10 protein-coding genes and 3 tRNA genes are annotated in these 13,751 nt (G+C 52.9%); 10 read left to right on the top strand and 3 right to left on the bottom strand.

Annotated elements, in window-relative coordinates:
* Nucleotides 1-35: 35 nt before the first annotated feature.
* Nucleotides 36-893: a bifunctional methylenetetrahydrofolate dehydrogenase/methenyltetrahydrofolate cyclohydrolase FolD gene (gene folD / locus QWJ10_RS19945; RefSeq protein WP_289929322.1), complete on the bottom strand. Its 858-nt coding sequence runs from the start codon at nucleotides 891-893 to the stop codon at nucleotides 36-38.
* Nucleotides 894-1,144: 251 nt separating this feature from the next.
* Between folD and QWJ10_RS19950 the strand changes: the two genes are divergently transcribed.
* From QWJ10_RS19950 to QWJ10_RS19990, 9 genes are all read left to right on the top strand, one after another.
* A tRNA-Arg gene (locus QWJ10_RS19950) sits at nucleotides 1,145-1,221 on the top strand.
* Nucleotides 1,222-1,251: 30 nt separating this feature from the next.
* Nucleotides 1,252-1,327, top strand: a tRNA-His gene (locus QWJ10_RS19955).
* Between the two features lie 51 nt (nucleotides 1,328-1,378).
* Nucleotides 1,379-1,463 (top strand) — tRNA-Leu (locus QWJ10_RS19960).
* Nucleotides 1,464-1,678: 215 nt separating this feature from the next.
* Nucleotides 1,679-2,989: a trigger factor gene (gene tig / locus QWJ10_RS19965; protein ID WP_289929325.1), complete on the top strand. Its 1,311-nt coding sequence runs from the start codon at nucleotides 1,679-1,681 to the stop codon at nucleotides 2,987-2,989.
* A gap of 90 nt (nucleotides 2,990-3,079) precedes the next feature.
* Nucleotides 3,080-3,721, top strand: coding sequence for an ATP-dependent Clp endopeptidase proteolytic subunit ClpP (gene clpP / locus QWJ10_RS19970; protein WP_010794775.1), 642 nt, complete (start codon nucleotides 3,080-3,082; stop codon nucleotides 3,719-3,721).
* 104 nt (nucleotides 3,722-3,825) lie between these two features.
* Entirely contained in the window at nucleotides 3,826-5,106 is a 1,281-nt protein-coding gene (gene clpX / locus QWJ10_RS19975) for an ATP-dependent Clp protease ATP-binding subunit ClpX (protein ID WP_010794774.1), read from the top strand.
* Nucleotides 5,107-5,234: 128 nt separating this feature from the next.
* Nucleotides 5,235-7,634 carry an endopeptidase La gene (lon, locus tag QWJ10_RS19980; RefSeq protein WP_289929331.1) on the top strand — a complete coding sequence of 800 codons (2,400 nt, stop codon included), beginning with the start codon at nucleotides 5,235-5,237 and terminating at the stop codon, nucleotides 7,632-7,634.
* 133 nt (nucleotides 7,635-7,767) lie between these two features.
* A complete protein-coding gene (locus QWJ10_RS19985; RefSeq protein ID WP_010794772.1) occupies nucleotides 7,768-8,040 on the top strand; it encodes an HU family DNA-binding protein in 273 nt (90 codons plus the stop codon).
* Between the two features lie 194 nt (nucleotides 8,041-8,234).
* A complete protein-coding gene (locus tag QWJ10_RS19990) occupies nucleotides 8,235-10,097 on the top strand; it encodes a SurA N-terminal domain-containing protein (RefSeq protein WP_289929334.1) in 1,863 nt (620 codons plus the stop codon).
* Nucleotides 10,098-10,145: 48 nt separating this feature from the next.
* On the opposite strand, the gene QWJ10_RS19995 is transcribed toward QWJ10_RS19990, so the two are convergent.
* Entirely contained in the window at nucleotides 10,146-11,429 is a 1,284-nt protein-coding gene (locus tag QWJ10_RS19995; RefSeq protein ID WP_289929336.1) for an FAD-binding oxidoreductase, read from the bottom strand.
* Nucleotides 11,430-11,555: 126 nt separating this feature from the next.
* Nucleotides 11,556-12,530, bottom strand: a complete 975-nt coding sequence (cysK, locus tag QWJ10_RS20000; RefSeq protein WP_197873459.1) for a cysteine synthase A — start codon at nucleotides 12,528-12,530, stop codon at nucleotides 11,556-11,558.
* Between the two features lie 127 nt (nucleotides 12,531-12,657).
* Between cysK and QWJ10_RS20005 the strand changes: the two genes are divergently transcribed.
* Nucleotides 12,658-13,722 (top strand): DUF748 domain-containing protein, encoded by a 1,065-nt coding sequence (locus QWJ10_RS20005; RefSeq protein ID WP_122042285.1) that lies wholly within the window; start codon nucleotides 12,658-12,660, stop codon nucleotides 13,720-13,722.
* The last annotated feature ends 29 nt before the right edge of the window (nucleotides 13,723-13,751 follow it).

Raw genomic sequence — 13,751 nt, forward strand, 5'->3', positions numbered from 1 at the left:
GCCGCATTAGCGGCCTTTTTTATGGGGAGATATTTTTATTCGGCATGCAGCTGTTCAGCTGCATAGAGCGTGTTCTCTAGCAGACAGGCACGCGTCATGGGGCCAACACCGCCAGGAACAGGCGTGATCCAGCTGGCGCGTTCCAGAGCTGTTTCATATTCGACATCGCCAACCAGTTTTCCATCTGCCTGGCGGTTGATGCCTACGTCAATGACAATGGCGCCTTCCTTGATCCACTCGCCCTTCACCAAGCCTGGTTTGCCTGCCGCCACCACCACTAGGTCGGCCTGACTGACATGAGCGGCCAGATCACGGGTGAAACGATGAGTAACTGTTACTGTACAGCCGCCCAAGAGTAGCTCCAGCGCCATGGGGCGACCAACAATGTTGGAGGCGCCTACCACCACTGCATTCATGCCGTACAGGTCTGCCCCTATACTTTCCAGCAGACGCATGATGCCCTTGGGCGTACAGGGGCGGAGCAGGGGGATGCGTTGAGCGAGTCGGCCTATATTGAACGGATGGAAACCATCAACATCCTTGTCGGGACTGATGCGCTCAAGCAGATTGGAAGCATCAAGGTGAGCGGGCAGGGGAAGCTGAAGCAGGATGCCGTCAACTGCAGCATCTGCGTTCAGTGAGTCAATCAGCGCTTCCAACTCCTGCTGTGTGGTGGTGCTGGGAAGGTCGTACGCCCTGGATACAAAGCCTACTTCCTCGCAGTCCTTTCTTTTGTGAGTAACGTATACCGAAGAAGCTGGATCGTCACCTACCAGAATGACTGCCAGGCCAGGGGCGCGTAACCCGTGTTGACGCCGCTGGGCAACGCGTTGGGCAATTTCTTGGCGGAGAGAAGCGGCGATCGCTTTACCGTCGATCAGTTGAGCAGTCATATGCAGATAGGTCTTGCTAATGGAAGAAGGATGCTTATTTTCGCATGTACGCACTAAAGGAAGAAGCCTTGGTGAGAGGGTAGTGAACCTATCTTCTTAATTTTTTTAAAAAAATTGTTGACGAGTGGTCGAGTCATTCGTAATATACGCCCCGCTTGCCGAGCACAGCCTGAAACGAAATGAGAAGGCGATGCGAACCGGCTCAGCTTCTTAGGAGGCTGTTTCGTAAGCAACGGTTGCTGCGCAATAAAGCGCCCGTAGCTCAGCTGGATAGAGCATCCGCCTTCTAAGCGGATGGTCGCAGGTTCGAGTCCTGCCGGGCGCGCCATTGGCGGTTCGGCGCAAGCAATGCAATATGGTGGGCGTAGCTCAGTTGGTAGAGCACAGGATTGTGGCTCCTGGTGTCGTGGGTTCGATTCCCATCGTCCACCCCATATTGAGAGCATCAGGCATTAATAATGCCTGATGCTCGTTTTAAGTGTTACGCGGATGTGGTGGAATTGGTAGACACACTGGATTTAGGTTCCAGCGCCGCAAGGTGTGAGAGTTCGAGTCTCTCCGTCCGCACCATAGTGAAAAAGCCGACAGCGATGTCGGTTTTTTTTTGCCTTGAAAATGGCTGGCATGTTTCGGGTATGAGCGAGAGGGGTTGCAGGCTTTTTTCATGCTTGGTGACCAATACCTGCTTTATGCAGGATGACTTCCGTATCCTCTACCTCTAGAATGCTTGCCCTGTTTCTGGGGGCCGGAACGGCCGGCCTATGTCTGTGCCATGAGGATTATCCATGCAAGTTTCTGTTGAAAGCACCTCCGCTCTTGAGCGCCGAATGACCGTAGGCGTGCCGGCCGAGCGTATCGAGACCGAAGTCGCCAAGCGTCTGCAGCAAACTGCTCGCCGCGTTAAAGTGCCTGGTTTCCGTCCTGGTAAGGTGCCGATGAGTGTCATTCGTCAGCGCTACGAAGCCAGCGCTCGTCAGGAAGCTTTTGGTGATCTGATTCAAGAAACATTCTACGAAGCCATCGTTCAGGAAAAACTGAACCCGGCAGGTGCGCCTTCTGTTGAGCCCAAGGCTTACGAAAAAGGCAAAGACCTTGAATACGTCGCTACATTCGAAGTATTCCCTGAGTTTGAAGTGAAAGGCCTGGAAGACATTCAGGTTGAGCGTCTGCAGTCCGAAGTCGCTGATAGCGATCTGGATAACATGCTTGAGATTCTGCGTAAGCAGAACACTCGTTACGAGGAAATCGACCGCGAAGCGGCCAACGATGATCAGGTCACTATCGATTTCGTAGGCAAGATCGACGGTGAAGCCTTCCAGGGCGGCTCTGCAAACGGTACTCAGCTTGTGCTGGGCTCCGGCCGCATGATTCCGGGCTTCGAGGAAGGGCTGGTGGGTGCAAAGGCAGGCGAAGAGCGTGTGCTTAATCTGACCTTCCCGGAGGATTATCAGAACCTGGATCTGGCTGGCAAGACTGCCGAGTTCACTGTGAAGGTAACCAAGGTTTCTGCCCCGCAGCTACCTGAAATGAACGAAGAGTTCTTTGCTCAGTTCGGCGTTCAGGAGTCTACTCTGGAAGGCTTCCGTGCTGAAGTTCGCAAGAACATGGACCGTGAGCTGCGTCAGGCGATCAAGAACAAGGTCAAGAACCAAGTTATGGATGGCCTTATTGCTGCTAACCCGATCGAAGTTCCAGCCGCTCTGATCAACAGCGAAGTTGATCGTCTGCGTGTTCAGGCTGTTCAGCAGTTCGGTGGCAATATCAAGCCCGATCAACTGCCGGCTGAGCTGTTTACCGAGCAGGCTAAGCGCCGTGTTGTTCTGGGTCTGATCATTGCGGAAATGGTCAAGCAGTTCGAGCTCAAGCCTGACGACGAGCGTGTACGTGCACTGATCGAGGAAATGGCCTCTGCCTACCAGGAGCCTGAGCAGGTCGTTGCCTGGTACTACCAGAACGAGCAGCAATTGAACGAAGTGCGTTCGGTTGTACTCGAAGAACAAGTCGTAGATACTGTTCTTGAAAAGGCTAAAGTGACCGATAAGCAGGTTTCCTACGAGGACGCGGTCAAACCGGCCGAGGCCCCGCAAGCAGCCTGATCTTTACCCGCCTCGAATCACATAAGCCAGCCTCGTGCTGGCTTATGCGTCTTAAGGCAAGACCATCCTAATAGGGAGTGATCGCAGGACATGTCCCGCAATTCGTTCATGCAAACAATGCCCGAAGTTCAAGCCGCTGGCGGCCTGGTGCCCATGGTGGTCGAACAATCTGCTCGTGGCGAGCGCGCATATGATATCTACTCGCGTCTGCTCAAGGAGCGGGTGATTTTCCTGGTAGGCCAGGTCGAAGACTATATGGCCAACCTGGTGGTCGCTCAGCTTCTGTTTCTGGAAGCGGAGAACCCTGACAAGGATATTCACCTCTACATCAACTCACCTGGTGGTTCGGTGACAGCTGGTATGTCTATCTATGACACCATGCAGTTCATTAAACCCGATGTCTCGACAATCTGCGTAGGCCAGGCGTGCAGTATGGGTGCCTTGCTACTGGCAGGTGGTACTGCCGGCAAACGCTACTGTCTGCCTCACTCTCGTATGATGATCCACCAGCCCTTGGGTGGCTTTCAGGGGCAGGCATCAGACATCGAAATTCACGCGCGTGAAATTTTGACGATCCGTGAGCGTCTAAACAAAGTGTTGGCCCATCATACGGGTCAACCCATGGATGTTATCGCCCGTGATACCGATCGCGATAACTTCATGAGCGGTGATGAGGCTGTGAAATACGGCTTGATCGACAAGGTGTTGGAAAAGCGCAATATTCCCGCTTGAGCCGGCAAGCCTGCCACTAAGTCATGATTACTGAGTGGCAGGCTTGAAAATGCATAGATTTGCCTTCATCTTGTTCCTGTAAGTAACCCGATTGGATTGATCGAATGACAGATACTCGCAACGGTGACGACAACGGCAAGCTGTTGTATTGCTCTTTCTGCGGCAAGAGCCAGCATGAAGTGCGTAAGTTGATTGCCGGTCCCTCAGTCTTTATTTGCGATGAATGTGTCGACCTGTGCAATGACATCATCCGTGAGGAAGTACAGGAAGCCCAGGCCGAAAACAGTGCACATAAACTTCCAGCACCTAAAGAAATCAGTACGATTCTTGATCAGTATGTGATTGGTCAGGAACGTGCCAAGAAAGTATTGGCTGTAGCGGTATACAACCACTACAAGCGTCTCAACCAGCGTGAGAAGAAAGATGACGTTGAGTTGGGCAAGAGTAATATTCTGCTTATCGGGCCGACAGGTTCCGGTAAGACTTTGCTGGCTGAAACGCTGGCACGTCTGTTGAACGTACCGTTTACCATTGCGGACGCCACTACGCTAACCGAAGCAGGTTACGTGGGTGAGGACGTTGAAAATATTATTCAGAAGCTTTTGCAGAAGTGCGATTACGATGTTGAGAAAGCCCAGATGGGCATCGTCTATATCGATGAGATCGACAAGATTTCGCGCAAGTCTGATAACCCCTCTATTACTCGAGATGTATCGGGTGAGGGCGTGCAGCAGGCTCTGCTCAAGCTGATTGAAGGTACGGTAGCCTCAGTACCCCCGCAGGGCGGACGCAAGCATCCTCAGCAGGAGTTCCTGCAGGTGGATACGCGTAACATTCTGTTCATCTGTGGCGGTGCATTTGCCGGATTGGAAAAGGTCATCCAGAGCCGTTCTACCAAGGCGGGCGGAATTGGTTTCAATGCCGAAGTCCGTAGCCAGGAATTGGGCAAGAAAATCGGTGAGTCGCTTCGTGATGCCGAGCCTGAAGATCTGGTCAAGTTTGGTCTTATTCCAGAGTTCGTTGGTCGTTTGCCTGTAATCGCAACGCTAGATGAACTTGACGAAGCGGCGCTCATGCAGATTCTGACCGAGCCCAAGAATGCGCTGACCAAGCAGTATGGCAAACTCTTCGAAATGGAAGAGGTGGATCTCGAGTTCCGTCCAGACGCTCTGAAGGCAGTGGCCCGCAAGGCATTGGAACGTAAAACAGGCGCACGTGGTCTACGGTCCATACTAGAGGGCGTTCTGCTCGATACGATGTATGAGATTCCTTCTCAGAAGGAGGTCAGCAAAGTCGTCATCGATGAGAGCGTCATTGAGGGTACTTCCCAACCGTTGTTGATTTACGAAAACAACGACCCGGTCAAAGCGGCACCGGATGCATAAATAAAAAGGGGCCCTGCGGGGCCCTTCGCATTAGTTAGCCTTGTTTTCTGATCGATTAGGCCGCATGTTAGAAAAACATGCCATACGGTCGTTTCTATGCGGCCAGTCGAATGCCAAGAGCTGAAACCATGAATAAAACGATTGAATTGCCTCTTTTGCCACTGCGTGATGTAGTGGTGTATCCGCACATGGTAATTCCGCTCTTTGTTGGGCGTGAAAAATCTGTTGAGGCCCTGGAAGCTGCCATGGCCGGCGACAAGCAGATCCTACTGCTTGCGCAAAAGAATCCTACCGACGATGATCCAGACTCCGATGGCCTGTACCGCATGGGTACCGTCGCCACTGTCTTGCAACTGCTCAAACTTCCTGATGGCACTGTTAAAGTGCTGGTAGAGGGTGAGCAGCGCGGCAACATTGAGCGTTTTGTTGAGGCCAAGGGTTATTCTCGCGCTGAGGTTCAGCTGATTGAGGATACCGAAGCGGCAGACCGCGAGTCGGAAGTCTTTGTTCGTAGCCTAATGAGCCAGTTCGAGCAATATGTCCAGCTGGGCAAGAAAGTGCCAGCAGAGGTGCTGTCTTCACTTAATGGTATCGACGATCCAAGTCGTCTGGTCGATACGATGGCAGCCCATATGGCGCTTAAGCTTGAGCAGAAGCAGGAAATCCTTGAGATCGTAGATCTTGCTGAGCGAGTCGAGCACGTTCTGGCGTTGCTGGACGCAGAAATCGATCTGTTGCAGGTCGAGAAGCGGATCCGTGGTCGCGTCAAGAAGCAGATGGAGCGTAGCCAGCGCGAGTATTATCTGAATGAGCAGATGAAGGCCATTCAGAAAGAGCTGGGCGACATCGACGAAGGCCATAGTGAAATCGATGACCTGAAAAAGCGCATCGACAATGCTGGTCTGACCAAGGAAGCGTTGGCCAAGGCCAATGCAGAGCTGAACAAGCTCAAGCAGATGTCTCCCATGTCTGCCGAGGCCACAGTAGTACGTTCCTACATTGACTGGCTTGTGAATGTCCCATGGAAGGCGGAAAGCAAGGTCCGTTTGGATCTGAGCAAGGCCGAGGACATTCTTGATGAAGATCACTACGGTCTTGAGGAAGTCAAAGATCGGATTCTGGAGTATCTCGCTGTCCAGAAACGAGTCAAGAAAGTACGTGGCCCGGTATTGTGCCTGGTTGGTCCGCCTGGGGTAGGTAAGACGTCTCTGGCTGAGTCCATCGCGCGCTCCACCGGCCGCAAGTTCGTTCGTATGGCCCTGGGTGGTGTGCGTGATGAGGCTGAGATTCGTGGCCATCGCCGTACGTATATCGGCTCCATGCCAGGTCGTTTGATTCAAAAGATGACCAAGGTTGGCGTGCGTAACCCATTGTTCCTGCTCGATGAAATCGACAAGATGGGTAACGACATGCGTGGTGATCCGGCCTCTGCTCTGCTCGAGGTGCTGGATCCAGAACAGAACCACAACTTCAATGATCACTATCTGGAAGTTGATTACGATCTGTCGGATGTCATGTTCCTTTGTACGGCCAACTCCATGAATATTCCGGCACCGTTGCTGGATCGTATGGAAGTGATTCGTCTGCCTGGCTATACGGAAGACGAAAAGGTCAATATCGCTACCAAGTACCTGATACCCAAGCAGGTCAAGGCAAACGGTTTGAAGAAGACCGAAGTGACCTTTGACGAGGCTGCTCTAAGAGACATGGTGCGTTACTACACCCGCGAGGCGGGGGTACGTAGCCTTGAACGTCAGGTTGCCAAGGTTTGCCGCAAGATTGTCAAGGAGCACGCCAAGGAAAAAGCGGCTCAACAGGCTGCTGTCACCAGTGAAAGCCTCGAGCACTACCTGGGTGTACGTAAGTTCCGTTATGGTTTGGCTGAACAGCAGGACCAGATCGGACAAGTCACAGGACTAGCCTGGACGCAGGTTGGCGGCGAGCTTCTGACCATTGAAGCGGCTGTTGTGCCGGGGAAAGGGCAGTTGATCAAAACCGGTTCGCTGGGCGATGTAATGGCGGAATCCATTACTGCAGCACTGACGGTTGTGCGTAGCCGTGGCAAGAGCCTTGGTATTCCCAAGGACTTCCATGAGAAGCACGATATCCACATTCACGTACCAGAAGGCGCTACACCCAAAGATGGTCCAAGTGCTGGTATCGGTATGTGCACCGCGCTGGTGTCGGCTGCTACCCGGATCCCAGTGCGTGCTGATGTAGCCATGACAGGTGAGATTACGCTGCGTGGCCAGGTACTGGCCATTGGTGGTTTGAAGGAGAAATTACTGGCGGCACATCGTGGGGGAATCCGCACGGTGGTCATTCCGGAGGAGAATGTACGCGATCTGCGCGACATTCCGGACAATATTAAGGCCGATTTGGTGATTAAGCCTGTCAAATGGATTGACGAGGTCCTTCAGGTTGCGCTGCAATATGCGCCGGAGCCCTTGCCAGATGCGGCTCCTGAAATAGTCACGAATGAAGAAAAGCGCGAGCAGGATTCAAAAGAAAGAATCAGCACGCACTAGCCAGAGCTTCCTTGACACTTTTTTTGAGCCCTTGATATAAAGCGGCTCTTCAAGTGTCAGGCATGCCTCACAGCATCCATTTTTGCCTACACACGTAATATATTCTTATCAGAAATGAACAAGGGGACTTAGAGTGAACAAGTCGGAACTGATCGATGCCGTTGCTGCATCTGCTGATATCCCGAAAGCTGTAGCTGGGCGCGCTTTGGACGCAGTGATCGAATCTATCACTGGTGCCCTGAAGAGCGGTGATCCGGTTGTGCTTGTCGGTTTCGGCACTTTCGCCGTCAAAGAGCGTGCAGCACGCACTGGCCGCAATCCGCAGACTGGCAAGCCGATCGAAATCGAAGCTGCCAAGATCCCTGGTTTCAAGCCCGGCAAAGCGCTCAAGGATGCTGTGAACTGAGTGCTTAAGGGTTTTGGTTTCAATAGACGTCTGTCTGTTGAGTTCTAGCACGTGATACCGTTTGGTTCATTCCGCACGAAGACTCGCCAAAGCCCCGTTTAACAGAAGGCGCATCCTCTGATGCGCCTTTTCTCTATTCGCAATTCACCCATGCTGCCTAGCCTTTGGCCAGACGCAGCCGTTTTGGGGGGCGCATGCTGCAGAACATCAGGGAACATTCACAAGGCTGGATAGCCAAGGTCATCATTGGCGTCATTATCTTGCTGATGGCATTGACCGGATTCGAGGCGATCATTCGCGCCGGTAGCCACCAAGGTGCCGTAGCACTGGTAAATGGTGAGGAAATACGCCAGACCGATCTCAATCAGGCTGTGGAGATGCAACGTCGCTCTCTGGCGCAGCGTCTGGGTCCTAATTTCGACCCTGCTCTTCTGGATGAAAAACGGTTACGCGATGCGGCTTTAAAGGCCCTGATCGAGCGCGAGCTATTGCTTCAGGATGCCAAGTCGAACAAGTTTGCTTTTTCTGAAGCGGCTTTGGACCAGCTCATACTTCAAACACCTGAGTTCCAGGTTGATGGGCAATTCAATGCCCAACGTTTTGACCAGACCATTGCCCAGATGGGTTACTCACGTCTTCAGTTTCGCGAGATGCTGAAGCAGGAGATGCTCATGGGGCAACTCAGAGCGGGTATTGCAGGTACCGGTTTTGTAACCGATGCCGAATTGAATGCCTTCGCAGCTTTGGAACGGCAAACTCGAGACTTCGCAACCCATGTGGTTAAAGCGGATGCTTCGAAAGTTGCAGTCACCAATGATGAATTACAAGGCTACTATGACGATCATCGTAGCGAATTCATGACGCCTGATCAGGTGGTCATTGATTATATCGAGCTAAAGAAAAGCGCTTTTGCCGATAAGGCGCAGGTCAAGCAAGAAGACCTTCAGGCCCTTTATCAGTCGGAAACCGCTAACCTTTCCGAACAGCGTAACGCCGCTCATATCCTGATTGAAGTGAACGACAAGGTGAATGACGAGCAGGCCAAGGCCAAGATTGATGAAATCAAGGCTCGTCTGGACAGGGGCGAGGATTTTGCTGCGCTAGCCAAGAAGTTCTCTCAGGATCCTGGTTCGGCCAACAAGGGCGGTGAGCTCGGTTATGCTGGGCGAGGGGTGTATGACCCTGCCTTTGAAGAAGCCTTGTATGGTTTGAACAAGGGAGACGTTTCTGCTCCCGTACATTCGACATTTGGATGGCATCTGATCAAGCTGCTTGGCGTTCAGGAAGCCAAAGTACCTTCGTTGGAGAGCATGAAGCCGCGTCTTGAGGCTGAGCTCAAGGCTCGCGAGGCTGATCGCCTTTTTGTAGATGCTACCCGCAATCTTGAAAGCGCAGCGTTTGAAGCTTCAGATCTTAGTCAGCCTGCTCAAGAGCAAGGTTTGAAAGTGCAAACCAGCAAGCCATTCGGACGTGAGGGCGGCGAAGAAGGGGTTATTGCCAATCGTCAGGTTGTCCAGGCTGCTTTCAGTCCCGAAGTGCTGGAGGATGGTGCCAATAGCAATGCTATCCAGCTGGACGATGAAACGGCTGTCATCCTGCGCGTTAAGGAGCATCGCAAGCCTGCTCAGCAGAGCTTTGATGATGTCAAAGACAACATCCGCAGCACGCTGACCAAGCAGAAGATAGCTGAGACTGCTCGTCAGCAGGGCGAGACGTTGATTGCTGACCTGAAGGCAGGCAAGGCCAATACGATCAAGGACTGGAAAGTCATCGAGGCTGCTACACGTAGTCAGGAGGGCGTTGACCCGGTAGTACTCCAACAGGTGTTCCGCATGAATAAGCCTGGAGACAATTCCAAGCCGACTTATGCAGGAGTCAATCTGGCTGATGGGACCTACATGGTTATTCGCTTGACGGGTGTCAGCGTTCCGCAGGGCACCTTTACTGACGAAGAAAAGGCTATGTATCGCCGTTTCCTCTCTTCACGCAGTGGCCAAGAGGACTTTGCGGCTTACCGCCGTGCATTGGAGTCCAGGGCAGAAATCAAGAATCTTTGATTTCTGACAGGTAAGTAAAAGAAACCCCGCTTCGGCGGGGTTTCTTGTTTAAACATTAAGTTTGTCGCGAATATCGTAGTACCAGGCGCCCAGGGCGGTAAATGGAACGCGGAAAAGACGACCGCCAGGGAAGGGGTAGTGGGGTAGCCGGGCGAATGCATCAAAGCGCTCAGCGTGTCCTGCCAGTGCCTCACCAAGCACGGTACCGATCAGATGGGTAAACGTAACGCCATGTCCGCTGCAGCCTTGCGAATAATAGATATTGTCGCCCAGACGGCCTACTTGAGGGAGGCGGGACAGAGTCAATAGGAAATTACCGGTCCAGGCATAATCAATCCTGACGTTGGCCAGTTCTGGAAAGGTTTTTGCCATCTTAGGGCGTATGATTTTTTCTACATCGGCAGGATCACGTGCGCCGTATATAACGCCACCGCCATATAGGAGTCGACGATCAGCCGAGAGGCGATAATAATCTAGGAGGTAGTTGCAATCCTCGACACAATAGTCTTGAGGAAGTAATCGTTTTACCGTTTCCTCAGAGAGGGGTTCGGTGGCAATCACTTGCGTTCCACAAGGCATGGATTTGGCTGCCAGCTCTGGAATGAGATTACCCAGATAAGCATTACCGGCTACCACAACATACGTCGCTCTTACACAACCTTGTAGAGTATGTACAACAGGCTTAGGGCCACGCTCGATGCGTACAGCAGGTGTCTGTTCGTAAATAGTCCCGCCCAATGACTCAACGGCGTCTGCTTCTCCTAGAGCGAGATTAAGGGGATGGATATGACCGCCGCTACGATCCAGCATACCCCCCGCATATCGATGGGTGCCTACGACTTGCTCAATGGCTGTTTTATCCAGCATCTCCAGTTCATGATGCCCATGGCGAGCCCAAAGGGCTTGCTGAGCTTCCAGATGCTGCATCTGTCGGGCGTTGAAAGCCGCGAAAACGCCACCGTTCTTCAGGTCGCACTGAATATCATAACGGTTCACCCGTTCTCTGATGATACGTCCGCCTTCGAAGGCCATTTGACCGATCAGTTGCGCTTCACGGGCAGGCAAGGTTCGCTCGATAACATCAATATCCCGGCTATAGCTGTTGACGATCTGGCCGCCGTTGCGGCCGGATGCACCAAAACCTACCCTGGCGGCCTCGAGAATTACAACGCTGTAGCCTCGCTCAAGCAGTGCAATGGCAGTGGAAAGACCGGTATAGCCAGCGCCGACAATACAAACGTCAGCAATGCGTTCACCTTCAAGCATGGGGCGCTTGGGCGCAGGATGAGCAGAGGCCGCATAGTAGGAGTTCGGATAGGATGTGTTCGGCATATTCATTCCCTGTGTGAAATTTTTTACGCTCTAACGCGATAGTAGCTCAGCTGCCAGTGCCGTTCTAGCAGCCGAAAGTAGGGCAGGGAGAAACGAAAAGGCCCGCCGGTGGCGGGCCGAATGAGGTTACTGGACGGTTTCCTGTTCGCTGAACAAGCCGTCAAACAGCATGGTAGACAGATAGCGTTCACCGGAGTCAGGTAGGATGACAACGATTGTCTTTCCCTGCATGGCGGGTTCACGGGCAAGACGCACGGCCGCCGCCATGGCGGCTCCACACGAGATGCCACAGAGGATACCTTCCTCACGCATAAGCCGTTGGGCCATGGTCTTGGATTCATCGTCACTGACGCGTTCCACTCGATCCACCATGGAAAGATCCAGATTTTTCGGTACGAAGCCAGCGCCGATCCCCTGGATCTTGTGAGGGCTGGGTTTGACTTCCTGTCCGGCCATGGTCTGGGTGATAACAGGCGAACTCTCGGGCTCTACCGCTACTGACAGGATAGGCTTGCCCTTGGTGTTTTTGATAAAGCGGGAAATACCGGTCAGTGTGCCGCCGGTACCAACACCCGCCACCAGGACATCCACAGCGCCATCGGTGTCGTTCCAGATTTCCGGGCCAGTGGTTTTTTCATGAATGGCCGGGTTGGCCGGATTTTCGAATTGCTGGGGCATGAAGTAGCGAGAAGGATCGCTTTCCGCAATTTCTTTGGCTTTTTCAATCGCGCCCTTCATGCCTTTGGCGGGCTCTGTCAGTACCAGCTCGGCACCTAGTGCCTTGAGAACCTTGCGACGCTCCAGGCTCATCGAGGCGGGCATGGTCAGCATGAGCTTGTATCCACGGGCTGCTGCAACATAAGCGAGACCAATGCCGGTATTGCCGGACGTAGGTTCGATCAGGGTCATGCCGGGCTTGAGCTTGCCGTTGGCCTCCGCATCCCAGATAAGGTTGGCGCCGATTCGGCATTTCACTGAATAGCCCGGGTTACGGCCTTCGATCTTGGCCAGAATGGTTACCCCTTTAGGCCCAAGGCGATTAATGTAAACCAGAGGTGTGTTGCCAATGGATTGTGCGTTATCAGCGAAAATTCGGCTCATCTAAAGATCCCTGCATGGGTCAACAAATATGAGTTCAGCCTAAGGCTATGGCGTCAAGGCGTCCAGTCCAAGGAAACTGACACTGGCATGGTCGGTCCATGAAAGACATGCCAGAGGGAACCGAGCCATGAAACTGCGCTATAAGACGCCTGCACTTGTCATCTTGAGCATAGTTGCCCTGTTGATTGTCGTGCAGCTCGCCATGCCTTATGTCATACGACATTACCTCAATACCAAGTTGGCGGACATGGGCGATTATCGGGGACATATTGCCGATGTCGATCTGGCGTGGTGGCGGGGCGCCTACCGTATCGATGGACTCAAGATCGAAAAGGTGACAGGCAAGGTGCCCGTACCGTTTCTGGACGCGCCCAGCATCGACATTGCCGTGAGCGGAAGAGCGTTATGGGAAGATCACGCCATTGTCGGGAGGATTATTTTCGAGCGCCCCGAACTTAACTTTGTCGACGGCGGCGATGATCCGCAGTCCTCCCAGACAGGTGAGGGTACGGACTGGCGTGCTCAGTTGGAGAAGATCATCTCGATCACCTTAAATGAGGTGCGTGTGGAGGATGGCAAGCTCAGTTTCCGTAATTTCAACTCATCACCCCCCGTCAATCTACAAGCAACCCAGGTAAACGCCAGCCTTTACAACCTGACCAATGCCGCCGATGCCCAAGGCAAGCGGGTGGCACGTTTCGAAGGCAAGGCCACTGTGCTGGATAATGCACCGCTGGAAACCTCGGCAGAATTCGACCCCTTCAGCGACTTTAGTGACTTCCTGTTTCGGCTGAGGGTAACGCAGGTAGACCTGCCCAAAATAAATGACTTTGCCAAAGCGTATGGCAAGTTTGACTTCAAGTCCGGTAGTGGTGATCTGGTCATTGATGCCAAGGCTAATAATGGACAGCTCAGCGGCTACATCAAACCCTTGTTCAAGAATGTAGACGTCTTCGATTGGCGTCAGGATGTAGAGAATAAAGACAAAGGATTTTTCCGCGGGCTGTGGGAAGCCGTAGTAGGAGGAAGTCAAACCCTTTTGAAAAATCAGCGCAAGGATCAGTTCGCGACTCGAGTTGAATTGCAGGGCAGCGTCAAGCAGCAGGATATCAGTCCTCTACAGGCGTTCTTTTCCATCCTGCGGAATGCTTTCATTCAGGCATTCAGCGCTCAGTACGAGGATCAGGGTTAGTGTATCGCCTGTGCTTTATGCCTATCATC

The organism is Pseudomonas sp. WAC2 (genome assembly GCF_030403525.1).
GTDB lineage: Bacteria > Pseudomonadota > Gammaproteobacteria > Pseudomonadales > Pseudomonadaceae > Chryseomonas > Chryseomonas luteola.